The 23,363-nt window shown below is 65.2% G+C and carries 21 protein-coding genes and 2 pseudogenes; 13 read left to right on the top strand and 10 right to left on the bottom strand.

The window, feature by feature from the left end; translation table 11 throughout:
• Window positions 1–64 precede the first annotated feature (64 nt).
• The 8 genes and pseudogenes from MJ601_RS01960 to MJ601_RS01925 all read left to right on the top strand — a co-directional run bounded on the left by MJ601_RS01960 (window position 65) and on the right by MJ601_RS01925 (window position 8,902).
• Window positions 65–610 carry a tail tape measure protein gene (locus MJ601_RS01960; protein ID WP_242122880.1) on the top strand — a complete coding sequence of 182 codons (546 nt, stop codon included), beginning with the start codon at window positions 65–67 and terminating at the stop codon, window positions 608–610.
• A pseudogene (locus MJ601_RS01955) lies at window positions 607–2,937 on the top strand (DUF2460 domain-containing protein). The gene MJ601_RS01960 and the pseudogene MJ601_RS01955 overlap by 4 nt, the downstream one beginning before the upstream one ends.
• Entirely contained in the window at window positions 2,934–3,752 is an 819-nt protein-coding gene (locus tag MJ601_RS01950) for a phage/gene transfer agent baseplate hub protein (protein ID WP_242122879.1), read from the top strand. Before MJ601_RS01955 ends, MJ601_RS01950 begins: the two are co-directional and overlap by 4 nt.
• Window positions 3,749–4,117 carry a peptidoglycan endopeptidase gene (locus MJ601_RS01945; RefSeq protein ID WP_242122878.1) on the top strand — a complete coding sequence of 123 codons (369 nt, stop codon included), beginning with the start codon at window positions 3,749–3,751 and terminating at the stop codon, window positions 4,115–4,117. Before MJ601_RS01950 ends, MJ601_RS01945 begins: the two co-directional genes overlap by 4 nt.
• Before the next feature lie 9 nt (window positions 4,118–4,126).
• Window positions 4,127–6,328 (top strand): phage tail protein, encoded by a 2,202-nt coding sequence (locus MJ601_RS01940; RefSeq protein ID WP_242122877.1) that lies wholly within the window; start codon window positions 4,127–4,129, stop codon window positions 6,326–6,328.
• A 34-nt stretch (window positions 6,329–6,362) separates the two neighbouring features.
• Window positions 6,363–6,866 (top strand): DUF2793 domain-containing protein, encoded by a 504-nt coding sequence (locus tag MJ601_RS01935; protein WP_242122876.1) that lies wholly within the window; start codon window positions 6,363–6,365, stop codon window positions 6,864–6,866.
• A gap of 179 nt (window positions 6,867–7,045) precedes the next feature.
• The gene (locus MJ601_RS01930) at window positions 7,046–8,125 is read left to right on the top strand and encodes an OmpA family protein (protein ID WP_242122875.1); all 1,080 of its coding nucleotides are present in this window, start codon (window positions 7,046–7,048) and stop codon (window positions 8,123–8,125) included.
• A 222-nt stretch (window positions 8,126–8,347) separates the two neighbouring features.
• The gene (locus MJ601_RS01925; RefSeq protein WP_242122874.1) at window positions 8,348–8,902 is read left to right on the top strand and encodes a superoxide dismutase family protein; all 555 of its coding nucleotides are present in this window, start codon (window positions 8,348–8,350) and stop codon (window positions 8,900–8,902) included.
• A 42-nt stretch (window positions 8,903–8,944) separates the two neighbouring features.
• On the opposite strand, the pseudogene thpR reads toward MJ601_RS01925, so the two are convergent.
• A pseudogene (thpR, locus tag MJ601_RS01920) lies at window positions 8,945–9,477 on the bottom strand (RNA 2',3'-cyclic phosphodiesterase).
• Window positions 9,478–9,596: 119 nt separating this feature from the next.
• On the opposite strand from thpR, the gene MJ601_RS01915 reads away from it, so the two are divergent.
• Window positions 9,597–10,334, top strand: a complete 738-nt coding sequence (locus tag MJ601_RS01915) for a Bax inhibitor-1/YccA family protein (RefSeq protein ID WP_242122873.1) — start codon at window positions 9,597–9,599, stop codon at window positions 10,332–10,334.
• A 60-nt stretch (window positions 10,335–10,394) separates the two neighbouring features.
• Here the strand turns inward: MJ601_RS01915 and MJ601_RS01910 are convergent, their stop codons facing one another.
• The 3 genes from MJ601_RS01910 to MJ601_RS01900 all read right to left on the bottom strand — a co-directional run bounded on the left by MJ601_RS01910 (window position 10,395) and on the right by MJ601_RS01900 (window position 13,825).
• Window positions 10,395–11,024, bottom strand: coding sequence for a glutathione S-transferase family protein (locus MJ601_RS01910; protein WP_242122872.1), 630 nt, complete (start codon window positions 11,022–11,024; stop codon window positions 10,395–10,397).
• Between the two features lie 127 nt (window positions 11,025–11,151).
• Window positions 11,152–13,470 carry an ATP-dependent Clp protease ATP-binding subunit ClpA gene (clpA, locus tag MJ601_RS01905; protein ID WP_242122871.1) on the bottom strand — a complete coding sequence of 773 codons (2,319 nt, stop codon included), beginning with the start codon at window positions 13,468–13,470 and terminating at the stop codon, window positions 11,152–11,154.
• 157 nt (window positions 13,471–13,627) lie between these two features.
• Window positions 13,628–13,825, bottom strand: coding sequence for a DUF1192 domain-containing protein (locus MJ601_RS01900; protein ID WP_242122870.1), 198 nt, complete (start codon window positions 13,823–13,825; stop codon window positions 13,628–13,630).
• A 98-nt stretch (window positions 13,826–13,923) separates the two neighbouring features.
• Here MJ601_RS01900 and MJ601_RS01895 point away from each other — a divergent pair, with 98 nt between their 5' ends.
• Both MJ601_RS01895 and MJ601_RS01890 read left to right on the top strand, forming a co-directional pair.
• Window positions 13,924–14,940: an NAD(P)H-quinone oxidoreductase gene (locus MJ601_RS01895; protein ID WP_242122869.1), complete on the top strand. Its 1,017-nt coding sequence runs from the start codon at window positions 13,924–13,926 to the stop codon at window positions 14,938–14,940.
• A 131-nt stretch (window positions 14,941–15,071) separates the two neighbouring features.
• A complete protein-coding gene (locus tag MJ601_RS01890; RefSeq protein ID WP_242122868.1) occupies window positions 15,072–15,773 on the top strand; it encodes a glutamine amidotransferase in 702 nt (233 codons plus the stop codon).
• A 7-nt stretch (window positions 15,774–15,780) separates the two neighbouring features.
• Here the strand turns inward: MJ601_RS01890 and MJ601_RS01885 are convergent, their stop codons facing one another.
• Window positions 15,781–16,437, bottom strand: a complete 657-nt coding sequence (locus MJ601_RS01885) for a glutathione S-transferase (RefSeq protein ID WP_242122867.1) — start codon at window positions 16,435–16,437, stop codon at window positions 15,781–15,783.
• Window positions 16,438–16,559: 122 nt separating this feature from the next.
• Between MJ601_RS01885 and MJ601_RS01880 the strand changes: the two genes are divergently transcribed.
• Window positions 16,560–17,783: a polyhydroxyalkanoate depolymerase gene (locus MJ601_RS01880; protein WP_242122866.1), complete on the top strand. Its 1,224-nt coding sequence runs from the start codon at window positions 16,560–16,562 to the stop codon at window positions 17,781–17,783.
• A gap of 30 nt (window positions 17,784–17,813) precedes the next feature.
• Here MJ601_RS01880 and MJ601_RS01875 read toward each other — a convergent pair whose 3' ends face one another.
• The 5 genes from MJ601_RS01875 to MJ601_RS01855 all read right to left on the bottom strand — a co-directional run bounded on the left by MJ601_RS01875 (window position 17,814) and on the right by MJ601_RS01855 (window position 21,437).
• Complete coding sequence (locus MJ601_RS01875; protein ID WP_242122865.1) at window positions 17,814–18,167, bottom strand: YbaN family protein; 354 nt, start codon at window positions 18,165–18,167, stop codon at window positions 17,814–17,816.
• Window positions 18,168–18,180: 13 nt separating this feature from the next.
• A complete protein-coding gene (locus MJ601_RS01870; protein WP_242122931.1) occupies window positions 18,181–19,485 on the bottom strand; it encodes a sensor histidine kinase in 1,305 nt (434 codons plus the stop codon).
• A 109-nt stretch (window positions 19,486–19,594) separates the two neighbouring features.
• Window positions 19,595–20,260, bottom strand: coding sequence for a response regulator transcription factor (locus MJ601_RS01865; RefSeq protein ID WP_044662519.1), 666 nt, complete (start codon window positions 20,258–20,260; stop codon window positions 19,595–19,597).
• A 49-nt stretch (window positions 20,261–20,309) separates the two neighbouring features.
• Window positions 20,310–20,630: a hypothetical protein gene (locus tag MJ601_RS01860; protein ID WP_348635545.1), complete on the bottom strand. Its 321-nt coding sequence runs from the start codon at window positions 20,628–20,630 to the stop codon at window positions 20,310–20,312.
• Between the two features lie 78 nt (window positions 20,631–20,708).
• The gene (locus tag MJ601_RS01855; protein WP_242122863.1) at window positions 20,709–21,437 is read right to left on the bottom strand and encodes an SIMPL domain-containing protein; all 729 of its coding nucleotides are present in this window, start codon (window positions 21,435–21,437) and stop codon (window positions 20,709–20,711) included.
• A gap of 137 nt (window positions 21,438–21,574) precedes the next feature.
• Between MJ601_RS01855 and MJ601_RS01850 the strand changes: the two genes are divergently transcribed.
• Complete coding sequence (locus MJ601_RS01850; protein WP_242122862.1) at window positions 21,575–23,353, top strand: ABC-F family ATP-binding cassette domain-containing protein; 1,779 nt, start codon at window positions 21,575–21,577, stop codon at window positions 23,351–23,353.
• Window positions 23,354–23,363 lie beyond the last annotated feature (10 nt).

Here is a 23,363-nt window from a genome sequence, read left to right as displayed (position 1 = left end):
CGGCGCGCGCCTTCCCGAACCCCTCCCCGAGGGGGCGGGGCTGTTGCGGAATTGGGGGTGAGAGATGGACGAGGAAATCGATAATCTGGTCGTGCGGGTGCGGGCGGATACGCAAGGCTTTGCCCGCGATGTCGAGACCATGCGCGGCGAGCTGGAAGGGCCGCTGGCGAGCGGGGCCGAGCGGGCGGGCCGGCGGATCGAGCAGGGGCTGCTGCGCGCGGTGCGGACGGGGCGGTTCGGGTTCGCGGAACTCAGGACGATCGCGTTGAGGACGTTGGACGATATTGCCGCCGGTGCCCTGCGCGCGGGCATTTCCAGCATCGGTGGGGATGGGGCTGGCCTGATCGGCCTGGCGGCGTCCGCGCTGGGCCTGCCGGGACGGGCGACCGGCGGGCCGGTGACGCCGGGGCGGGCCTATGTCGTGGGCGAGCGGGGACCGGAGGTCTTCGTTCCGACCGCCAGCGGGCAGGTTGTGCCGAACGGCGGCGGCGCCCGCGACGTGCGGGTGAGCATCGCCGTCCAGGGCAATGGCGGTCAGGACAATGCGCGATTGCTGGCGCGCAGTGCGCGGCAGGTGGCGCGGGCGGTCAGGGGGGCGATCGGCGGATGAGCGGTTTGGGTTACTGGCTGGCGGATAGGCGGCGGGGGCAGGAGGAGCGCTTCATGAAGCGCTTTGCGCCCACGCATTGGACCGTCAATTTCCCCCGGCCGATGATGGCGAGCGTGGTGACGGCCGCGCCGGATGCCTTGCGGGTCGATGCCGTCTTTTATGGGTCGGGCGATCTGGCCGGGCTGATCTGGGAGGCGGAGGACAAATGGAGCCATCCTCTGCTCGCCTATGAGACGGCGCGGGATTTCCGGTCGTGCGTGTTGCGGTTTCGCTGGCGGAGCGGCGGGTTGAGGCGGCTGGATCAGACGCATGGGCCGACGCTGACGATCGAGGGGCGGGATGCGTCGGGTGCACCGCGCAGCTGGTATGTACGCTTGTGGAACTATGCGAGCGGTGATCCGGAAGATGCCGAAATCATGCTGGATTTTTCCGCTTTGGCGGGCGGTTTCCTGCTGCCTGCGGAGGCCGATCCGGTCTGGGCGGGGGATGTCGACCGGATGTTCATTTCGCTCGCCGCGCCGGATTATGATGCGGGGAGCGCGCCCTTTGCCGCCGGAGTTGAGGGATGGTGTGAGCTTTCCGGCATAAGCTGCGGTGGGGCCGGGTCGGTGCTGGCCGTGGGCGATGCGATGCTGCCCGAACATGGGCTGTCGATGGCGACGGGCTATGACGACTGTTTCAACCAGACGCCGGAGCGGATCGTGGCGTCGATCCATGCACTGGGCTATCGCGGCGACATCAATCATTATGTCGGCATGAGCCATTATTTCCGGCTCGAGGCGCTGGGCGGCGGCTTTTACGTCAGCCTGGCGGGCGGGGTGCTGAATGCGCCCTGTGCGGCCTGGCACGCGGATTTCGCGCGGCGGGCGAGGGCGCTGGGGCTGGGCGTGATCTGGTCGCTGTCCTATGAACTGTTCGACGCGCATTGCTGGAACGACTGGAAGCAGCGGGCGGAGAATGGCGACCCGGCGCTGACCGGCTGGTCGCCGCCCTCGACCCTGCTCTCGCCCGCGCATGAGGGGGCGATGAGCTATTTGCGGCTGGTGGCAGGTTCCTTTGTTTCCATCGCTTTGTCCGCAGGGCTGGAGATTCGGTTTCAGGTCGGGGAACCCTGGTGGTGGGTGATGCCGGGCGATGGGCGCATCTGCCTGTACGACGATGCGGCGCGGGCGGCGCTGGGCGGGAGTCCGGTCTCGATCCCCGACGTGCGCGGGGTTTTGAACGGTGCGCAGAAGGATCTGCTGGATCGGGCCGGGGCCGTGCTGGCGGCATCGACGGCGGCGCTCTGCGCCTGGGTGAAGGGTATTGCGCCGGGGGCGGTGACGCATCTGCTGGCCTATCTGCCGACGGTGCTCGATTCGCTGGCGCCGGAGGCGAAGCGGGCGAACCTGCCATTGGGGTGGGCTTCGCCTGCCTTCGATGTGTTGCAGCTGGAGGATTATGACTGGGTGACGGAGGGGCGCGAGCGGCTGACGGGGCGGGGCGTGGACCTTGCGACGGAGCGGCTGGGCTATCCGGTCGGGGAGCAGCATTATCTTTCCGGCTTCGTGCTGCGGCCCGAAGATGCCGCGCAGTGGCGGGAGATTGCGGGTGCGGCGGACGCGGCGGTGAAGCGGGGGACGGCGGCGACCTTCGTCTGGGCCTTGCCGCAGGTCGCGCGGGATGGCTTTACCTGCTTCAGGTGGCATGGGGAGGATGATGTGCAAGCCTTTGACGATGTGGCATTCCCTTTGGGCATCGGGCGGTAGGCAAGTGTGGCGCCCGCCTTTTCGACGCAGATCGTCGAGGCGCCGTCCGGGCATGAGCGGCGGAGCTGCGACTGGGCGGATGCACGGCTTTCCTTCGACGCGGGGCCGGGGGTGCGGTCCGAGGCGGACATCGCGACGCTGATCGGCTTCTTCCGGGCTCGGCGCGGGGCGGCGCGGGGGTTCCGCTTCACCGATCCCTATGACGATCGCAGCAGCGCCCTGGGCGAGGCGCCGGGAGCGCTGGACCAGCGTCTGGGCGTGGGGGATGGGGTGAAGGCCGAATTTCCGTTGCTGCGCCATTATGGACCGGGCGGGGAGGCGCAGGTGCGCCGGATCACGCGGCCGGTGGCGGGGAGCATCCGGGTGGCGATGGACGGTATCGAGATGACGAGCGGCTGGAGCCATGCGGGGCTGGGCGTCATTGCCTTTGATGTCGCGCCTGCCGCCGGGGTCATGCTGACGGCGGGCTATCGGTTCGATGTGCCGGTGCGTTTTGCCGAGGATCGGTTGGATATCCATCGGGCGACCTTTGCGGCCGGGGAGGCACCTTCCGTGCCGCTGGTGGAGATCCGGGAATGAGCGGGGTGGAGAGTCTGGCACAGCCGCTTTCGACGCTGGCCTTTTGCTGGCGGGTGGAGCGGCGGGATGGCGTGACCATCGGGCTGACCAGCCATGACCGCGATCTGGAGATCGGCCATCTGCGCTATCGCGCGGCGCCGGGAATGACGCCCTCCGCAGTGCGATGCGGCATCGGCCTGGAGGGGAACGATGCCGATGTCGAGGGGGCGCTGGTCGCGGATGCGATCAGTGAAGCCGATCTGATGGCCGGGCGCTGGGATGGGGCGGCGCTGGAATTGCGGCTGACCCAGTGGGAGGCTCCCGGCGAGTTGTGGCTGCTGCTGGCGCGGGGCGAGATCGGGTCGGTGACGTGCAGGGCGGGGGCTTTCACGGCCGAGCTTGTGGGGGCGATGGCGGCGCTGAAGGCTGCGGTGGCGCCCTCCACCTCCCCCGATTGCAGGGCGGTTTTGGGAGACCGGCAGTGCCGGGTCGATCTGGCCGGGCGGCGGCGGGTGGTGGCTGTTGGTGCCGTCGAGGATGTGGCTGTCGGCGTTTCGGGACTGAGCGCAGGGGCTTATGCGTTCGGGACGTTGCGCTGGCTGGGCGGGGCCAATTGCGGGATCGTGCAGGCGGTGATCGACAATGATGCGGAGGGGGTGACCCTGGCCGATCCGCCGCCGTTCGCGGTGGAGGCGGGGACGCAGGCCTTGCTGACCGAGGGGTGCGACCGCCAGCTTGCCACCTGCGCGGCGCGGTTCGGCAATGCCGTCAATTTTCGCGGGGAGCCTTATCTGCCGGGCACCGATCTGCTGACCCGCTATCCGGGGGCGGCGTGAACGCGGTGGTTGCCGCGGCACGGGCGCTGGTGGGCGTGCCGTTCCGGCTGCATGGGCGGGACAGGCGGGGGCTGGACTGTGTGGGGCTGGCGGCGCTGGCCCTGGGGCGGGCGGCGCCGGAGGGCTATGGGCTGCGGTCGGGAGATGAACGGCGCGCGGGGGACTGGTTGCGGGTGGCCGGTCTGCGCGCGGTGGAGGAGGCGCGTCCGGGCGATCTGGCGCTGGTGCGGCCGGGGCCTTTGCAACTGCATCTGATGATCGTGGTGCCGGGCGGGCATGTGCATGCCCATGCGGGACTGCGGCGGGTAGTGGAGATGCCGGGAGCGTCCCCATGGCCGGTGCTGGGCCACTGGCGAGGCGAATAGGAGGACAGGATGGCGACGATTGTGTTGACCGCCCTTGGCACGGCCATTGGCGGGCCGCTGGGTGGCGCCATTGGCGGGCTGATCGGCAATGCCTTCGATCATGCGGTGCTCTTCAGGCCCAAGGGCGTGGAAGGGCGGCGGCTGACCGACATGCAGGTGCAGACATCGACCTATGGTTCGCAGATACCCAAGCTGTTCGGGACGCTGCGCGTGGCGGGCACGGTGATCTGGGCGACGGACCTCAAGGAGACGAAGAGCAGGAGCGGTGGCGGCAAGGGGCGGCCGAGCGTCACCAGCTACAGCTATTCGGCAAGTTTCGCGGTGGCCCTGTCGGCGCGGGCGATCAAGGGCGTGCGGCGGATCTGGGCGGACGGCAATCTGCTGCGGGGGAGCGCGGGAGACTGGAAGACGGAACTGGGAGCGTTCCGGCTGCATGCGGGCGGGGAGGATCAGGCCGTCGATCCCCTGATCGCGGCGGCCGAGGGGATCGGCCTGACGCCGGGGCATCGCGGGATCGCCTATGCGCTGTTCGAGGATCTGGCGCTGGCGGACTATGGCAATCGCATTCCGTCGCTGACCTTCGAGGTGGAGGCGGACGAAGGGGCGGTTGCCATCGGGGAAATGGCGGCCGCCTTGAGCGGCGGCTTGCTGACGGGAGATGCGCTGGGGGCCGTCGATGGAATGGCGGCAAGCGGTGCGGATGTCGGCGAGGCGCTGGCGCCGCTGGCGGAGGCGCATGATCTGGCCTTTGTCGCAGGGGAGGATGGTTTGCGATGGCGTGCCGCTGCCTCGGCGGCGGGGGGAGCGGTCGGCTCCGACATGCTTTGCCGGTCGGTGAACGGCAGGGTTTTGGATGCCGTCGAGCAATCTGGGGGCGGGGCGGATGCGGTGCCGGTGGCATTGTCGCTGCGCTATTTCGACGCGGCGCGGGATTATCAGGCGGGCGTGCAGCGTGTGAACAGGCCGGGGAGCGGACGCACCGAGCAGGGAATGGACCTGCCCGTCCTGCTGTCGGGCGATGCAGCGCGAAGGATGGCTGCGCGGAAGATGGGAATGCTCTGGACGGGGCGGTCGGTCATGAGCCTGCGCTGCGGATGGGACGCGCTGCGCCATGAGCCGGGCGATGTCGCGACGGTCGAGCATGTTCCGGGGCTGTGGCGGATCGAGGAGCGTGAGTGGGAGGCGATGGCGGTGCGCCTCCGTTTGCGGCGTGTGCCGGGCGCTGGCGGAGCGATACCTGCGGGTGCCTCGTCCGGCGCGATCGTCCGGGAAGCCGATATTCCCCATGGAGCCACCACGCTGATGCTGGCGGATCTGCCTTCGATGGGCGATATGGCGGCGAGTGCGCCTGTCATCGTCGCGGCGGCGAGCGGGGTTGAGGGCTGGCGCGGCGCGGCGCTGTTCAGCATCGGTACGACGGGGGAAGCCACGCCCGCCGGGCGAACCGCTTTGCGCGCCGTGATGGGCCATGCCGATGCGGCTTTGCCGAGCGGTAGCGTAGCTCTGGTGGACCATATCCATGCCTTGCCCGTTACGCTGCTGGCTCCGGACATGACATTGGGCGGAGCCGATGGGGCGGCGTTGGCGGAAGGGCGCAATCTGTGTCTGGTCGGGCGCGAACTGATCCAGTTCGCGCGTGCCGTGCGAACGGATGAAGCGAGCTTCCGGCTGGAGGGGCTGCGGCGCGGTCTGTTCGGGACGGAGTGGGCCATCGCGTCCCATGTGGCGGGCGAGGACTTCCTGCTGCTGGAGGACGATCGGCTGGCCGAGCCGCTGTCGGGGCAGCGGGGCGGTGCGGATGTCGGCAGCAAAGTCCGGATCGCCGCGATCGGCGTCGGGGATGGAGAAGCGGTGGAAGCAGCGCTGAAGGTCAGCGGCGAGGCGATCATGGCCCCAGCCCCCGTGCATGTGACCGTGGCCGCCGATGGGGCGGGAGGCTGGACCATGGAATGGACGCGGCGCAGCAGGACCGGGTGGCGCTGGCTGAACGGTGCGGACGTGCCGCTTGGCGAAGATCGCGAAGCCTATGAGTTGCGGGTGCTGGAGGGGTCGGAGGTGCTGCGGCGCGTCGTAACCGGGCAGCCTGGCTGGACCTATGACGCCGCGATGCTGGCGGCCGACGGTGGCGGAACGGGTGGACTGGCCGTCGAGATCCGGCAGGTGGGTTCCCATGCGCTGGGCAGGCCCGCGCGCATCCTGTTGCCGCTGTGATGGCGCTTCTTCTGAAGGAAAGGACAAGGGGATCATGACATTGGATGCGACCTTTCGCTGGGCCTTGCCGCTGCTCTTCGCCGGCCAGGCGCAGAAGGAGCTTTTTCACAACGAGGCGCTGACGCGGATGGACATGCTGCTGCACGGAGCGGCGGAGAGCGCCGATATCGCGGAGCCGCCGGCATCGCCCGCTGTCGGTTCCTGCTGGATCGTGGCCGTGGGCGCCACGGGAGACTGGAGCGGGCAGGATGGAGCGCTGGCCTGCTGGACCGAAGGCGGCTGGCGATTTGTCGCGCCCCGCGCCGGCCTTTCCCTGTGGGTTGCCGACCGGGCGCACGCCATGCGACATGATGGCGCGGGCTGGCAGGATGCAGCGGTTCGAGAGGACGGCTTCTATGTCGGGGGCACGCGTGTCGTCGGTGGCCGGAGCGCGCCGATCGGGACGCCGGCGGGCGGCGCGACGGTGGACGCGGAGGCGCGTTCGGCGATTGCGGCGATATTGTCTTCGCTGCGGACACATGGGCTGATTGCGTCGTGACTTGCGCACCGGCCCATTTTTACACGGCGGCCGGTGTAAATAGCCTGCCAGTGGGCGGGTGACGGAGTTTACTGCGTTATTTTTGCAACAGTTTTGGCAATTGTGGACTTGCCATGAAACTTTCTACCCGATACAGGGTTTCAGCAGTCCTTCGTGACACTTTTGAAAGGGGAATTCAGATGCGGAAGCTTGCCCTCGCGGCTGTGCTTGCGACCAGCGCTCTGGCCACACCGGCGTTCGCGCGTGACAATAGCTGGTATGTCGGTGTCGACGCCGGCGTTCTTCTCGTTGAAGATCAGGACATCACCTTCACCCCCGGCAATAATGGTGCGGCCAGCAACACAGTTGCCGGCGTGGACTACCACAAGGGCTGGGATGTCGATGGCAACATCGGCTATGACTTCGGCGGTTTCCGTCTGGAAGCAGAAGCGGCTTACAAGCGCGCCAAGGTCGACCTCGACAAGAGCGGCTTCGGTGGTTCGGCTTCGGCCCTGTCGTTCATGCTGAACGGCTTGCTCGACTTCGGTCCGGATGATGGCCTGCAGGGCTTCGTCGGCGGCGGTGTCGGCGTTTCGCGCGGCAAGCTCGCCAACGACCTCGTCAACGATTCCGACACTGGCTTCGCCTGGCAGGCGATCGCGGGTGTACGCTATCCGCTGACCAGCCATGTCGACGTGTCGCTGAAGTATCGCTTCTTCAACCAGGACGATATCAAGCTGATTCCGGCGTACACCACCACAATTGGTGGTCCGGCCGGTTCGTCGGTTGATACCAAGCTGCGCACCCACAGCGTGCTGCTGGGTCTGACCTACAACTTCGGTGGTGAACCGGCTGCTCCGCCGCCGCCTCCCCCGCCGCCGCCGCCCCCGCCGCCGCCTCCCCCGCCGCCTCCGCCGCCGGTGGCTGAGTGCAGCCCTGGGCCGTACATCGTCTTCTTCGAATGGGACAAGTCGGACATCACGCCTGACGCCGCCACCATTCTGGACAATGCGGTTTCGGCCTACAGCAACTGCGGCAGCGCCCAGGTCATGCTGGCAGGCTATGCGGACCGTTCGGGTTCGGCCTCGTACAACGTTGGCCTGTCGCAGCGTCGCGCTGACTCTGTCAAGGCCTACATGGCTTCGAAGGGCATCCCCGACGGCGTGATGACGACCCAGGCGTTCGGTGAATCGAACCCCCGCGTCGAAACCGCCGATGGCGTCCGCGAACTGCAGAACCGTCGCGTGGAAATCACCTACGGTCCGGGTTCGGGTCATTAAGATTTCTCATCCTTAGGGATGGGACAGGATCGAGGGGCTGGTCGAAAGACTGGCCCCTTTTTCCATGATTTGACACTCCGCCTGGAAGGCTGGACGATCGATGCTGGCGGCTTTCCCGTCGGGCCAAGGAACCGGAATCGGGTGACAATCCGATTCGGATAGGCAACAAAAGGTGTGGGTGCGGCGTTGGTCGCACGGCCTGCACTTTGGGAGTTGCCCGTCATGACGAATCCTGCCCCTGTCGCCTTGTCGCTGCTCCTCTTGTCTTCGGCTTGTGCTGCGGCGCCATCGTCATCCGGAACGGCGGCGGCCGCGCCGACCACTGCTCCGGTCGCGCATGGCAAGCTGCTCGCCGGCGATGGCACCCCACGGGGCGAGGCGACGGTGACGGAGGCTGCCGATGGGTTGCATGTCATCGTGCACGCGCGGGGGCTGACGCCGGGGATGCATGCGGTTCACATCCATACCACCGGCGTCTGCACGCCGCCCGACTTTGCGAGCGCGGGCGGGCATTGGAACCCGACGGGTCACAAGCATGGCAAGGATAATCCCGACGGCATGCATATGGGTGACATGCCCAACATGATCGCGGGAGCCGACGGCTCGGGTGAACTGGAATATGTCATTCCGGGCGGTACCATCAGCGGTGGCGCCACGCCTCTGCTGGATGTTGATGGCGCGGCGGTCATGATCCATGCGCAGGCGGACGACAATAAGAGCGATCCGGCGGGGAATGCGGGTGGTCGCGTCGCTTGTGCCGTGCTGTCCGCGGGATAGGGCAAAGAACAGATTTTTTTCGTTTTTCCGACCGACTCCGAGTCAGTCCGCGCGATAGCGCTCCACGACATGATAGGTCGCGCCTTCATGACCGAGATGACTTTCGAATAAGGCGAAGCTGTCTACCGTGAACGGGGCGCTCGCCAAGCCGCCATGCCGTGTGAGAAGCTGTCCGTCGGACCTGCCGATCGGTTGAAGCGGGCGATCGTGACATGAGGAAGATAGGCCCGCTCCTCCGCGCGAAGCCCAAGGCGCGTACATGCGCGGTCCACCCGCTGATGCAATCGGGTCAATGGATCGCGGGGCTGGATACCCGCCCAAAGCGTATCGATCCGTCCCTTCCGGTCGAAACATCCCAGGCCCGCGAGGCTGATTGCGAACGGTTGGAAGCGAATTTTCGCCAGGGCGGTTGCAATGTCGTCGGCGCAATGCCCGTCGACCTCGCCGATGAAGCGAAGGGTGATGTGAAGTTGCTCATCGGCTTGCCAACGCGCACCGCTGATGCCCCCCATCAAGGCGCGCAGCGTGGTTCGGATAGGGGCGGGGGGCCTGATAGCGACAAAAAGCCGGTGCATCATTCTTCCATAATATCTTTCACGCGCCACGTCAGGTGAAGCTCTCGCTTGAATTGGCGGGCGGATAGACCGATAATAGGGGAGCCGGTGGGAGTGATACCGGCGAAGGAGATTATTCCATGGCCAATTGGTCCGATCCGCGTTCCGACATTGCGGGTTTTGGCGGTGCGACCGTCGCGCGCGGGGAGGCGTTCGACGCCGGTCTGCGCCGTTACATGCTGTCGGTTTACAATTATATGGCGAGTGGCGTGCTGCTGACGGGTGTGGTCGCCATGCTCTTCGCGTCGAGCGGCCTTGCCTATCAGGTTCTGGCAGGCCCCGGCATCCTCAAATATGTCATCATGTTCGCGCCGCTGCTGTTCGTCATGGTGCTGAGCTTCGGCATCGGCCGCCTGTCGACAGTCGCTGCCCAGGGGCTTTACTGGGCCTATGCAGGCGTCATGGGGCTGTCGCTTTCGTCCATCCTGCTGGTTTATACCGGCACTTCGGTCGCCCAGACTTTCTTCGCGACGGCGGCGGCTTTTGCGGGGCTGAGCCTGTGGGGTTACACGACGAAGCGCAGCCTGTCGGGTTTCGGCACCTTCCTGATCATGGGCGTTGTCGGCCTGCTGGTGGCGATGCTCATCAACCTGTTCCTGCGTTCGAGCGCGATGGACATGGTGATCAGCTTCATCGGCGTGCTGCTGTTCGCCGGGCTGACCGCCTATGACACGCAGAAGATCAAGAGCATCTATGCGCATGTCGCGGGCACGGACATGATGGGCAAGTCGGTGGTGATGGGCGCCCTGACGCTTTATCTCGACTTCATCAACATGTTCCTGTTCCTGCTGCGCCTCATAGGCAATCAGCGGAACTGAGCCATATGGCCCGGTAGAAGTTAAAGGGCCCGGCGGATCGTTCCGCCGGGCCCCTTCGCTTTATGCGGGCTTGGCCATTTGCGCCATCAAAGCGCCGTCCAGTTCCTTCTGCCGCTTGTAGGCCGGTCGTTCGCGCAGGCGTGCGGCATAGGTTTCGAATGCGGGCCGGCTGGGGATGGTTCCAAAGCTGAGGCCCCAACCGACCTGCGAGCCGACATAGACGTCAGCCGCCGTGAACCGGTCGCCGCAAATCCATTCCGATCTCGATACGGCATGCTCCAGGGTATCGATCGTCTGATCGAAGCTGCCATAGCCCGCGACCCGTTCCCGGCCTTCGGGTACGACGAAGCCCAGCGCCTTGTTGGTGACGGCCGCTTCCACCGGACCGGCCGCGAAGAACAGCCAGCGATAATAATCCGCGCGAGCGTCGAGGGGCGGGGCCAGGCCTGCCGCGGGAAACGCGTCGGCCAGATAGGCGCAGATCGCCGCGGCCTCCGTCACCACCTTGCCCGCGTGGACGATGGCAGGCACTTTCCCCATCGGATTGATCGCCAGATAGCCTGGCGCCTTCATGTCCTTTTCATAATCCAGCACGATCAGCTCGTAGGGCTGGCCTGTCTCCTCCAGCATCCACCGGGCAATCTGCCCGCGCGACATGGGGTTGGTGTAGAAGCTGATGTCTGCCGTCATCGGAAATCTCCCTATGCGAGATAGCCGCAACAATGATCGGAAGTTTTCGCTCAGTTTCGAACGGAATCCAATGAAAAAGGGCGGCCCGACGGACCGCCCCATTCCCTTTTCAGCAATCGTCCGGCTTCTACTTGGCGGACTCCGCAGGCTTCGCCTTGCCGCCCTTCTTGCCCTTCTTGGGAGCCGCCGGGGTGATTTCGAACGCGAGCGCGTCGTCCTTCAGCCGCACATGGACCTCGCCGCCATGGACCAGCTTGCCGAACAACAGTTCCTCGGCCAGCGGCTGCTTGATCTTCTCCTGCATCAGGCGGCCCATCGGACGGGCGCCATAGAGCTTATCATAGCCCTTCTTGGTCAGCCAATCCTTCGCATCATCCTCCAGCGTGATGTGGACATCACGGTCGGCCAGTTGCAGCTCCAACTGGAGCACGAACTTGTCGACCACGCGGGAGACGATTTCGGGCGGCAGATAGCCGAAGGGCACCACTGCATCCAGGCGGTTACGGAATTCCGGCGTGAAGAGCTTCTTCACGGCATCCTCCTGCACATCCTCGCGCGTGAACTCGCCGAAGCCGATGCTTTCCTTCGCCATGTCCGACGCACCGGCATTGGTGGTCATGATGAGGATGGTGTTGCGGAAATCCACCGTCTTGCCGTGGTGATCGGTCAAGCGGCCATTGTCCATGACCTGCAGCAATATGTTGAACAGGTCAGGATGCGCCTTCTCGATCTCGTCCAGCAGCAGGACGCTGTGCGGATTCTGGTCGACCGCATCGGTCAGCAGGCCGCCCTGGTCGTAGCCGACATAGCCCGGAGGCGCGCCGATCAGGCGGCTGACCGAATGCCGTTCCATATATTCCGACATGTCGAAACGCTGGAGCGGAATGCCGAGCAGATGGGCGAGTTGCCGCGCAACTTCCGTCTTGCCGACGCCGGTGGGGCCGGAGAAGAGATAGTTGCCGATCGGCTTGTCCGGATCGCGCAGGCCTGCCCGCGACAGCTTGATCGCGGAGGACAGCACCTCGATCGCCCGGTTCTGGCCGAAGACCACGCGCTTGAGATCGGTTTCCAGCGTCTCCAGCACCGACTTGTCGTCGGCGGACACGGTCTTGGGAGGGATGCGGGCCATCGTGGCGATGACCTGCTCGATCTCCTTGGGCGTGATCGTCTTCTTGCGCTTCGAAGGCACGACCAGCATCTGCATCGCGCCGACCTCGTCGATGACGTCGATCGCCTTGTCCGGCAGCTTGCGGTCGTTGATATAGCGCGCCGACAGTTCCACCGCCGCCTTGATCGCGTCGGGGGTATATTTGACGTTGTGATGTTCCTCGAAGGCGCTGCGCAGCCCGGCGAGAATCTTGATCGTGTCCTCGATCGTGGGTTCGTTGACATCGATCTTCTGGAACCGGCGCAGCAGGGCGCGGTCCTTCTCGAAATGGTTGCGGAACTCCTTGTAGGTGGTCGAGCCGATGCAGCGGATCGTGCCGCCCGACAGAGCGGGTTTCAGCAGGTTCGACGCATCCATCGCGCCGCCGCTGGTCGCGCCCGCGCCGATGACCGTGTGGATCTCATCGATGAAGAGAACCGCGTGCGGCATCTTCTCCAGTTCGGTGACGACAGCCTTCAGCCGCTCCTCGAAATCGCCGCGATAGCGGGTGCCCGCCAGCAACGCGCCCATGTCGAGCGAGTAGATCACCGCTTCCTTCAGGACATCGGGAACCTCACCCTCGACGATCTTGCGCGCCAGGCCTTCCGCGATGGCGGTCTTGCCCACGCCCGGATCGCCCACATAGAGCGGGTTGTTCTTAGACCGCCGGCACAGGATCTGGATGGTCCGGTCGACTTCGGAAGCGCGGCCGATCAGCGGGTCAACCTTGCCCCGCGCCGCCTTCTCGTTGAGGTTGACGGTGAACTGCTCCAAGGCACTGTCCTTCTTGCCCTTGCTGTCCTGCGCCTTCTTTTCCTCTTCCTGAGCGCCCTTGGTTTCGCGCTGCTCAGGGGCGGCCGTGCCCTTGCCGACGCCGTGGCTGATATAGCTGACGGCATCCAGGCGGCTCATATCCTGCTGCTGGAGGAAATAGACGGCATAGCTTTCCCGTTCGGAGAAAAGCGCGACAAGCACATTGGCGCCCGTCACCTCATCCTTGCCGGAAGACTGGACGTGCAGGATCGCGCGCTGCACGACGCGCTGGAAACCGCTGGTGGGGGAGGGGTCGCTGGCCCCCTCCACCTTCAGGCTGTCCAGTTCGGTGTCCAGATATTGCGTCACCGCGTCGGATAGTTCGCCGAGCTCCACACCGCAGGCCTGCATCACCTTCGACGCATGTTCATCGTCGATCAGCGCGAGCAGCAGATGCTCCAGCGTCGCATATTCGTGACGGCGCTCCGATGCGTGCGTCAGCGCATTATGCAGGGTGGTTTCAAGGGCGGATGCGAAAGATGGCATGTCTTTTATACTCCTGACCCCCAAGAGGGGCTGTACTTGAACCATATGTCGGCATTGCTCGACGACGGATCAAGATGGGCACCTTGATCGCCGGAATTGCCAGACTGCCCATGCCCGGTGGAACTCCCGATGGAGTTGCGAGGGGCAAGGCGCGGGTTCATCGCTTGAATAACGCCTCGGCACTTGCTTTGTGGTTAACGGCGCTTTCAATCTTTGATCGGGTTCGGGTGATTTCGCTTTGCAGCGCGACGATGCGCGCCTCCAGATCGGCCATGGAAAGTGGGCCCAGATCCTGTCGGAGCAGTTGGGCCAGCGGATCATCAGCCTTGCGCGGCAGATCTTCATCCATGTCCATGACGTGCAATGTTGACCCTGAGGACCAGTCTGTCAATAAGGCCAGCATTCCGCCCGTCGATTTAGGTGCGGTGCAGCATGATGGGGCGGGGGCGGCCAATGGCGGACAAGAACGCAATTCCGGGCGAAATACCAAGGGAAATGACGGCGATCGGCATCCCCGTGCCGGGCGGCCCCGAAGCGCTGGTGCCCGAGCGGCGGCCGGTTCCGGTGCCCGGTCCCGACGAGGTGCTGATCAAGGTCGCCGCCGCGGGCATCAATCGCCCCGACGTCATGCAGCGAGAGGGCAGATATCCGCCGCCGCCCGGGGCTTCGGACATTCCGGGGCTGGAGGTTTCCGGCGTGATCGTGGCGGCTGGCGGAAGCGCCGAACTGCTGGTCGGCCAGCGGGTCTGCGCGCTGCTGGCCGGCGGAGGCTATGCCGAATATGCGGTGGCGCCCGCCGGGCAATGTTTGCCGGTGCCGGACGATTATGACCTGGCCGAAGCGGCGGCTCTGCCGGAAACGCTGTTTACCGTCTGGAGCAACCTGTTCGAGCGCGCCTATGTGGTGGAGGGCGACACCGTGCTGGTCCATGGCGGCACCAGCGGCATCGGCACCATGGCGATCGCGCTCTGCAGGCTGTTCGACATCACCACCATCGTCACCTGCGGCAGCGACGGGAAGTGCGAGCAGGCCAGGACCTGGGGCGCGGACCATGCGATCAACTATCGCACCCAGGATTTCGTCGAGGAAGTGAAGCGCATCACCGGCGGCCAGGGGGTGCAGGCGGTGCTGGACATGGTGGGCGGCGACTATGTGGCGCGCAATCTCCAGTGCCTGGCCGAGGATGGCCGCCATGTATCGATCGCGGTGATGGGCGGGCCGAAGGCGACCGTCTTCCTGCCCGCCGTCATGACCAGGCGGCTGACCCTCACCGGATCGACGCTGCGGCCGCGTTCGGTGGCTTTCAAAAGCCTGGTTGCCGATGAACTGATGCGGGTCGTCTGGACCTTCGTCGAACAAGGCAGGCTGCGCCCCGCCATGGACATGCGCTTTCCGCTGGCGGATGCGGCGAAGGCCCATGCGCGCATGGATGCGGGCGACCATTTCGGAAAGATCGTGCTGACGGTTTGACGGTCGCTTCGGGCACGGAAACGAATTGCTCGTCCCCTTCGTGCCGGCGCCGGCCGATAGGAGGAATATGCCCTCTTCAAGAAAGGCTGGGGTAGCGGCCGCCGTCTCTCTTGGCTACCAAAGCCATAGAGATGAAGAAAGCGCTGATCGTCCGTCATGTGCCGCGCGAAGGAGCGGCGGGTTATCTCCAGCCGATCGAGGCCGCAGGCTATGAGATCGAACGGATCGACGTCGCCAGCCCCGATTTCGTAGAGGCCGACCTCTGCACCCCCGACCTGCTGATCATGATGGGCGGGCCGATGGGTGTCTATGAACAGGACATCCACCCCTGGATTCCCCACCAGATCGAAAAGCTCTCCGCCCGGCTGGAGCAGGATCTTCCAACGCTCGGCGTATGCCTCGGCAGCCAGATGATCGCGGCGGCACTGGGCGCGCGGGTCTATCCCGGCGGAGTCATGGAACTGGGCTTCGCGCCGGTGACTCTGAACGGGGCAGGGGCCGACTCACCGCTGCGCCACCTGGAGGGCGTTCCGGTCCTTCACTGGCACAGCGACACCTTCGAATTGCCCTCCGGCGTCGATCTTCTGGCATCGACCGGGACCTACGCCCATCAGGCCTTCCGTCGGGGCGGCAACCTGCTGGCGCTGCAATTCCATGCTGAAATGGGCGAGGATCCCCGCTTCGAGGATTGGCTGACCCATTTCTGGGCCGATCTCGACATTGCGAAGCAATGCGGCATCGCACTGCGGCAGGATCATGCCGATCATGGCCCCGGCGCCGTCGCGGCGGGCAGGGCGATGATCGCGGAGTGGCTGGCCGGGCTCGACGCCTGACGCGACCTCAGAACTCGATTTCCAGTTCCTCGACCTCGTCCTTTTCCTTCCGCGCGGCATCGATCCATTCGCGCATCAGGTCCCAGTCGTTGCTCCAGTTGCAATAGGCCGCCGATTTGGCCGACAGCCGTACCGCATAGGTCAGGAATCGCTGCGCCACTGGCGCGAACATGGCGTCGGCCACGGTCGGCGTCTCCCCGAACAGCCAGGGGCCGCCATAGGCGTCCAGACATTCGGTCCAGATTTCCTCGATACGCTCGATATCCGGCTTGGCGCCCGAAAAGACCGGGAATTTTTCATGCCGGATCTTCAGGTTCATCGGCAGCGCGGAACGCAGGTTGATGAAACCCGAATGGATTTCGCCCGAAACCGACCGGCAATGGGCGCGCTGGATCCGCTCCTCCGGATAGAGTCCCACATGCGGATAAAGTTCGTTGAGATATTCCGCGATGGCGAGCGTGTCCCACACGCTGGCCCCTTCATGCGTCAGCCGCGGCACCAGCACGGACGGCGACAGCAGCAATAATTCCGCCCTGTTTTCAGGATCGTCCAGAGCGATCGTCTTTTCGGTCACCTGCAACCCTGCCATGCGGCAGAGCAGCCACCCCCGCAGGGACCAGGATGAATAAGTCTTGCTGGAAATGGTCAGTTCCGCGACGGCCATGGTAAATCCTCCCGCTTTACCCTACTTTTCCATCAATCATGATGCGGTGCAATATGAAACCTGTATAACGATCATATAAACACCGAATCGGTACCAGATATTGCAGGACGCGTTTGACTAGGATGATGATGTTGTACAGCGGTTATCAGGCATGGAACGACATGTTGGCTCCGGCCCGTCTTGGTGCGCGGATCGCCTTGTCTTTCAAGGACAAAATGGGACCGGTCGCGGATTGGGCCATGCCGCGCCGCATGTTCGCCCTGATGGACGTGTTCCAGGGCGCCAGGCTGACGCATCACCGGCCCGCCTATGCGATTCGCCAGGTGGAGAGCGGCAATGCCGTTGTCCCCGTGCGGGAAGAAGTGGCGATGGACCTACCCTTCGGCAATCTGCTGCATTTCGCCAAGGACGATGTCGAAACGGCCCAGCCCAAGGTGCTGGTGGTGGCGCCGATGTCGGGCCATTTTTCCACGCTGCTGCGCAACACCGTGGACACGATGCTGCGTGACCACGACGTCTATATCACCGACTGGAAGAACGCCCGCGACGTGCCCCTCAGCGCTGGGCGGTTCGGCTTCGATGACTATGTAGACTATGTCATGACCTTCCTGCAGGAACTGGGACCGGGCGCGCATCTCGTCTCCGTCTGCCAGCCCTGCGTCCCGGCCATGGTCGCCGTCGCGATCATGTCGGAGGACAAGGATCCCGCGACGCCTCGCTCGATGACGCTGATGGGCGGGCCGATCGATCCGCGCGCCGCGCCGACGGTCGTCAACGAACTGGCGAATGAACAACCGCTGGAATGGTTCGAGAATAATCTCATCACCGTGGTGCCGATGCGCTATGCCGGGCGCGGCCGCCGGGTCTATCCCGGCTTCCTCCAGCTCTCGGCCTTCATGTCGATGAATCTGGAACGCCATGGCGCGGCCCATCGTGAACTCTACCAGATGCTGGCCGACGGCAAGCAGGTGGAGGCGGACAAGATCAAGACCTTCTACGAGGAATATTTCGCCGTTCTCGACATGACCGAGGAATTCTACATCGAGACTGTCGACAAGGTGTTTCAGCAGACGCTGCTGGCGAAGGGCGAACTCACCTATCGCGGGCGCAAAGTCAATCTGGGCGCGATCCACAACACCGCCCTGCTGACGGTGGAGGGGGAGAAGGACGATGTCTGCGCCGTCGGCCAGACTGCCGCCGCCCATGCGCTCTGCACCGGCCTGCGCCCGCATCTCAAGCGCCATCATCTCCAGCCGGGCGTGGGCCATTATGGCGTCTTTTCCGGCAGCAAATGGGAAAAGCAGGTCTATCCGCAGGTGCGGAACATGATCCTCGCGATGAACTGACCGGAGAATTTATCCGGGGAACTGATCCCGTCAGGCTTCGGGCCGCGTCCATATCCATGTCCCGCCGATCAGGGCGGCGGCCAGCGGGATCAGGCACCAGGGCAGGGGTGAGAAGGCCAGTCCCAGCACGGCGCTGAAGGCGAATGCCGCCAGTGCCGCTTTCTTGCCCCTCCGGCTGATCGCGCCCCGTTCCCGCCAGTTGCGGATATGCGGCCCGAAATGGCGATGCTCCAGCAATCGCGCCTCCAGCGCCGGGCTGGACCGGGCGAAGCAGAAGGCCGCCAGGATCATGAAGGGCACGGTTGGCAACAGCGGCAGGAAGGCTCCGATCGCACCGGCGCCCAGCGACAGAAAACCGCAGCAGAGATAGAAGGCGCGTCCCATCAGGCGAAGGCGGTCATGCGGAGGGCAGCCGCAGCCGCACCAGCAACCCGCCCAGATCCTCGCTTTCCTCCATGGTGACCGAGCCGTCATAGATTTCCGCGACGTCCCGCACGATGGCAAGGCCAAGGCCAGTCCCGGGCTTTCCCGAATCGAGCCGCACGCCCCGGTCGAAGATGCGCGTGCGTTCCGTTTCCGGAATGCCCACGCCGTCATCCTCGACCAGTATCTCGATCATTCCACCGATCCGCCCGACCGTCGCAAAGACGCTGCCGCCGCCATATTTCGCTGCATTTTCCAGCAGATTGCCGAGCATTTCGTCCAGATCCTGCCGCTCGACCCGCACCGCGGCATTCTTGTCGCCGTCCATGTCGATGCGCACGTCGGGATAGAGCCGCTGCACCGCGCGTTCGACCGCGTCCAGGCTGGGCCAGACCTCCGCCCGGCTCTGCGCCGCGCCGCGCCGTCCGACCGCGCGGGCGCGGGCGAGATGGTGGTCGACCTGCCGCCGCATCGTCGTCGCCTCCCGGATCACGGTATCGCCCAGATCGGCGGCCTGCGCGGTGGCCGCGTTCATGATGACGGTCAGCGGCGTCTTCAGCGCATGGGCGAGGTTGCCCGCATGGGTCCGCGCCTCCTCCGCCTGCCGCTCATTATGGGCGAGCAGCGCGTTCAATTCCTCGACCATGGGCAGCACTTCCGCGGGCATCGGCTCGGTCACGCGATTCTTCTCGCCCGCGCGCATCCGCACGATCTCGTGCCGGACCTTGCGCAGCGGCCTCAGCCCGTAAATGGTCTGCAGCGTCGCCAGCACGATCAACCCCAGCGCCAGCAGCGCGAAACTCTCGAACAGGGTCGATCGCAAGGTCTTGATCTGCGCGTCCAGCCCTTCGCGGGCCTGCGCGATCATGAACATCCAGCGGGTGTTGGAGCCGGGCAGGATGATGCTGCGCTCCATGATGCGCAGGTCTTCGCCCGGAAACTGCTTGCTGTCATAAATATGGGGCGCATCGTCATGATGGTCGGGATTGACCCTGAGCGCCCGGTCCCAGAGCGATCGGGACCGCCAATCCTCATGCCCCTTGGCGCTGATCTGGTAATAGATGCCGCTGTTGGGTTCCAGAAAGCGCTGGTCGGCCGGTTCGCGATTGAACAACACCTCGCCGTCCGGCCCGATTTCCGCCGATGCGATCATCGCGGTCAGGACATAGTTCATCCCGTCGTCGAAATTGCGCGTGATCGCGTCGGACAGCACCCGGTCCAGCGCCAGCCCGCCGCCCAGCAGCAGCAGGCTGATCCACAAGGCCGCGATGCCGATCATGCGGCGGCTCAGCGAACCGGTGGAGCGGACCTGCGAAGAGGTTTCGGGATCGGTCATCAGGGGCGGTCAGCAGCCTCCATTTCCGTCCGAGGGGGACGGAAAGCGGAGATCACCGCCCCGGTTCGTCGAGGCTGTAGCCAAGCCCGCGAATGGTCGTGATGACGTCCGCGCCCAGCTTCTTGCGGATGCGCGTCACGAACACCTCGATCGTGTTGGAATCGCGGTCGAAATCCTGATCGTAGATATGCTCGATCAATTCGGTGCGGCTGACCACCTTGCCCTTGTGGTGGAGCAGGTAGGAGAGCAGCTTATATTCCTGCGCGGTCAGCTTCACCGGCTCGCCCTTCAGCGTCACCTTGCCCGACCGCGTGTCCAGCCGCACGTCGCCAGCGGTCAGCTCGCTCGACGCATTGCCCGACGCGCGGCGGATGAGCGCGCGCAGGCGAGCGATCAGTTCCTCGCTCTGGAACGGCTTGGCGAGATAATCGTCCGCGCCCGCGTCCAGCCCGGCCACCTTGTCGGACCAGCTGTCGCGCGCCGTCAGCACCAGCACCGGAAAGCTGCGGCCTTCCTTGCGCCAGCGGTCGAGCACTGTCAGCCCGTCGATGGTCGGCAGGCCCAGGTCCAGCACCACCGCGTCATAGCTTTCGGTCGCGCCCAGAAAATGCCCGTCCTCGCCATCGTCGGCCAGGTCCACGGCATAGCCCGCGCCTTCCAGCGTGTTCCGCAGCTGTTGCCCAAGGCTCGGTTCATCTTCGACGATCAGCAGACGCATATGGCCCCGTTTCTCTTGTTATGCCTAAAGGTCAAGGCTGGCACGCCGTTCAGCGCGCCCAGCCGATTATATCGCCGGTGCGACCGTCCGCATCAACCCATACCACCTTGCCGTCCTTCACATATTTCAGGCGATAGCGGTTGGAGGAGGGGTTGAATTCGCTGCCCAGATAGGTGGCGCCGCCCATGGCGGCGTCGACCCGGCGCTTGATAAGGGAAAAGGGCATGACCTGCCCGTCCAGCATCGCCCGCCGCGCGGCATCCTGCTCGTCGCGCTGGCCCGCGGCATGGGCGGCCGGATAAGCGCCCGGATTCAGAACGGAAACCGTCGCAATGGCCGAAAGGCCCAGGATCAGCTTTCTACGCATCATCATGAGACATGGCATAGCCCGGCACCATTGAACAGGTGGTGAATGGTGCCGGGCATTGGGCGAAGCGGCGGTCTACCCTTATTTCTCCAGCGCATATTGTACGGTCAGCGTCACCGACGATCCGACCTGTCCTGGCTCCACCGGCGTCGCGGGCGCCGAATCCGCCTTGAACTGCGCCCTCACCATCATCGGCATGGGCGGCTGGCCGCCGCTGTTGCTTTCCGAAAGCGAAACCAGCCGTGCCGTGCGATAGCCCGCCGCCTGCGCATAGAAATCCGCCTGCGCCTTGGCGGTCTTGAGCGCGGTGGCCCGCGCCTGCATCAGCATCGGGCGCGGATCGTCGATCGAAAAGCTCGGCCCGCTCACATTGGTGGCACCCGCCTCGACCATCGTGTCGAGCAGCGTGCCGACCTTCTTGATGTCGCGCAGCTTGACCGAAAGCTGGTTCGACGCCTCATAGCCGATGAAGCGCGGCCCGCTCGGCTGGCCGTCCCGGTTGCTATAGTCATATTGCGCCGACAGGTTGATGCCGCTGGTCTGGATATCCTTCTTCGCGATTCCCGCCTTCGCCAGCGCGGCGATCAGCTTGTCCATCTGCACCGCATTGTCGCGCATCGCCTGTGCCGCGGTCTGGGCGCGTGTCTGAACGCCAGTGCCGACGGTGGCGATATCGGGCGCGACGTCGACCGTTTCCGTAACGTTCAGCGTGACGATCGGCGCAGTCTCGGCGATGTTGACGCTGGTCTGGGCCAGGGCGCTGACGGGCAGGGCGGCTCCCAGGGCCATCAGGGCGATCATTGATTTCACAGGGCTTTCTCCTCAAAAAGCTATGCGTCCTTTTGTGACGCTTGCGATGAACGGATGCTGACATGCGTTGAAAGCATGGCGACAGCTTCCGGTTCCCCCTCTTGCCCCCGGGGCGCCAAAGCCCTAGCTGCACGGCCATGGCGGCTCCCATTCTCTCCTTCGAAAATCTCGGCCTTTCCCAGGGCACCCACTGGCTTTTCCGCAATCTCGACATTTTCGTCGGCGAACGGGACCGGCTGGCGCTGATCGGCCGCAACGGCGCGGGCAAGACGACGCTGCTGAAGCTGATCGCCGGCCGGATCGAGCCTGACGAAGGCACCCGCTCGGTCCGCCCCGGCGCGCGTGTCATCATGCTGGAGCAGGACCCCGACGTCAGCGGCTTCGCCACGCTGCGCGACTTCGCGCTGGCGGGCCAGTTCGCCCCGCCCGCCCACGAGGTGGAGGCGATCGCCAGCCAGCTCGGCACCGACCTCAACCGCGAGGCCGCCACCGCATCGGGGGGCGAACGCCGCCGCGCCGCGATCGCCCGCGCGCTGGCGAGCGAGCCCGACCTGCTGCTGCTGGACGAGCCGACCAACCATCTCGACATCGACGCGATCGACTGGCTGGAAGTCTGGCTTGGCCGTTATAATGGCGCCTTCATCGTCATCAGCCACGACCGCGCCTTCCTGACCCGCCTCACGCGCCAGACGCTCTGGCTGGACCGGGGCGGCATCCGCCGCAACGAAATCGGCTTCGGCGGTTTCGACGAATGGATGGAAGCCGTCTATGCCGAGGAGGCCCGCGCGGCCGAGAAACTCGACGCCAAGCTCAAGATCGAGGCCCATTGGCTGGAGCGCGGCGTCACCGCCCGGCGCAAGCGCAACCAGGGCCGCCTCGCGAAACTCCACGAAATGCGCGCCCAGCGCGCCGCCATGGTCGGGCCGCAGGGCGTCGCGAAGATCGCCGTCGCCGCCGACGACAGCAAGACGAAGAGCGTCATCACCGCCGAACATGTCACCAAGGGGTTCGGGGACCGCACCGTCATCAAGGACTTCTCGCTCCGCATCCAGCGCGGCGACCGCATCGGCATCGTCGGCGGCAACGGCGCGGGCAAGACCACGCTCCTGAAACTGCTGACCGGCGAACTCGCGCCCGACAGCGGCCAGGTCAGGCAGGCGAAATCGCTCGACATGATCTTCATCGATCAGCAGCGCAGCCTGATGCAGCCCGACAAGCGGGTAAGGGACGTGCTGGCCGAGGGCGGCGACTGGATCGACGTGCGCGGCACCCGCAAGCATGTCCACGGCTATCTCAAGGAATTTCTCTTCGATCCCTCGCTGGCGGAGGCCCGCGTCGGCACGCTGTCGGGCGGCGAACGGTCCCGCCTGCTCTTCGCACGGGAATTCGCCCGCGAATCGAACCTGCTGGTGCTCGACGAACCGACCAACGACCTCGATCTCGAAACGCTCGACCTCTTGCAGGAGGTGATCGCCGACTATGACGGCACCGTCCTGATCGTCAGCCACGACCGCGATTTCCTCGACCGCACGGTGACGGTGACCCTGGGGCTCGACGGTTCCGGCACGATCGACGTGATCGTCGGCGGCTATGCCGACTGGGTGGCCAAGCGCCAGCCCCGCAACGCGCCCAGGGCCGAAAAGAAAACCGCCGCCCCGCCACCGCCCCGCACCGCTTCGACCAAGCTCAGTTACAAGGACCAGCGCGACTTCGACCTGCTGCCCAAACGCATAGAGGAGATCGAGGCCGCCATTGCCCGCGATGAGGAAGCGCTGGCCGACCCGAGCCTTTACAGCCGCGACCCCAAAAAATTCGATGCGCTCACCAGGGCGATAGAACAGGCCCGGGCGGACAAGGACGCCGCCGAGGAACGCTGGCTGGAACTGGCGGAAAAGGCGGAAGGGCTGGGTGCCTGAACAGGGATTG

It is taken from the genome of Sphingobium trunci (genome assembly GCF_022664535.1).
Taxonomy (GTDB): Bacteria; Pseudomonadota; Alphaproteobacteria; order Sphingomonadales; family Sphingomonadaceae; genus Sphingobium.
This window is presented reverse-complemented; position numbering and strand designations above follow the sequence as displayed.

Excerpts from the sequence above, each read along its gene's own strand:
- MJ601_RS01960 (WP_242122880.1), top strand. The coding sequence starts at position 65 with ATGGACGAGGAAATCGATAATCTGGTCGTGCGGGTGCGGGCGGATACG.
- MJ601_RS01950 (WP_242122879.1), top strand. The coding sequence starts at position 2,934 with ATGAGCGGGGTGGAGAGTCTGGCACAGCCGCTTTCGACGCTGGCCTTT.
- MJ601_RS01940 (WP_242122877.1), top strand. The coding sequence starts at position 4,127 with ATGGCGACGATTGTGTTGACCGCCCTTGGCACGGCCATTGGCGGGCCG.
- MJ601_RS01935 (WP_242122876.1), top strand. The coding sequence starts at position 6,363 with ATGACATTGGATGCGACCTTTCGCTGGGCCTTGCCGCTGCTCTTCGCC.
- MJ601_RS01930 (WP_242122875.1), top strand. The coding sequence starts at position 7,046 with ATGCGGAAGCTTGCCCTCGCGGCTGTGCTTGCGACCAGCGCTCTGGCC.
- MJ601_RS01925 (WP_242122874.1), top strand. The coding sequence starts at position 8,348 with ATGACGAATCCTGCCCCTGTCGCCTTGTCGCTGCTCCTCTTGTCTTCG.
- MJ601_RS01915 (WP_242122873.1), top strand. The coding sequence starts at position 9,597 with ATGGCCAATTGGTCCGATCCGCGTTCCGACATTGCGGGTTTTGGCGGT.
- MJ601_RS01910 (WP_242122872.1), bottom strand. The coding sequence starts at position 11,024 with ATGACGGCAGACATCAGCTTCTACACCAACCCCATGTCGCGCGGGCAG.
- clpA (WP_242122871.1), bottom strand. The coding sequence starts at position 13,470 with ATGCCATCTTTCGCATCCGCCCTTGAAACCACCCTGCATAATGCGCTG.
- MJ601_RS01900 (WP_242122870.1), bottom strand. The coding sequence starts at position 13,825 with ATGGACATGGATGAAGATCTGCCGCGCAAGGCTGATGATCCGCTGGCC.
- MJ601_RS01895 (WP_242122869.1), top strand. The coding sequence starts at position 13,924 with ATGGCGGACAAGAACGCAATTCCGGGCGAAATACCAAGGGAAATGACG.
- MJ601_RS01890 (WP_242122868.1), top strand. The coding sequence starts at position 15,072 with ATGAAGAAAGCGCTGATCGTCCGTCATGTGCCGCGCGAAGGAGCGGCG.
- MJ601_RS01885 (WP_242122867.1), bottom strand. The coding sequence starts at position 16,437 with ATGGCCGTCGCGGAACTGACCATTTCCAGCAAGACTTATTCATCCTGG.
- MJ601_RS01880 (WP_242122866.1), top strand. The coding sequence starts at position 16,560 with ATGATGATGTTGTACAGCGGTTATCAGGCATGGAACGACATGTTGGCT.
- MJ601_RS01875 (WP_242122865.1), bottom strand. The coding sequence starts at position 18,167 with ATGGGACGCGCCTTCTATCTCTGCTGCGGTTTTCTGTCGCTGGGCGCC.
- MJ601_RS01870 (WP_242122931.1), bottom strand. The coding sequence starts at position 19,485 with ATGATCGGCATCGCGGCCTTGTGGATCAGCCTGCTGCTGCTGGGCGGC.
- MJ601_RS01865 (WP_044662519.1), bottom strand. The coding sequence starts at position 20,260 with ATGCGTCTGCTGATCGTCGAAGATGAACCGAGCCTTGGGCAACAGCTG.
- MJ601_RS01860 (WP_348635545.1), bottom strand. The coding sequence starts at position 20,630 with ATGATGCGTAGAAAGCTGATCCTGGGCCTTTCGGCCATTGCGACGGTT.
- MJ601_RS01850 (WP_242122862.1), top strand. The coding sequence starts at position 21,575 with ATGGCGGCTCCCATTCTCTCCTTCGAAAATCTCGGCCTTTCCCAGGGC.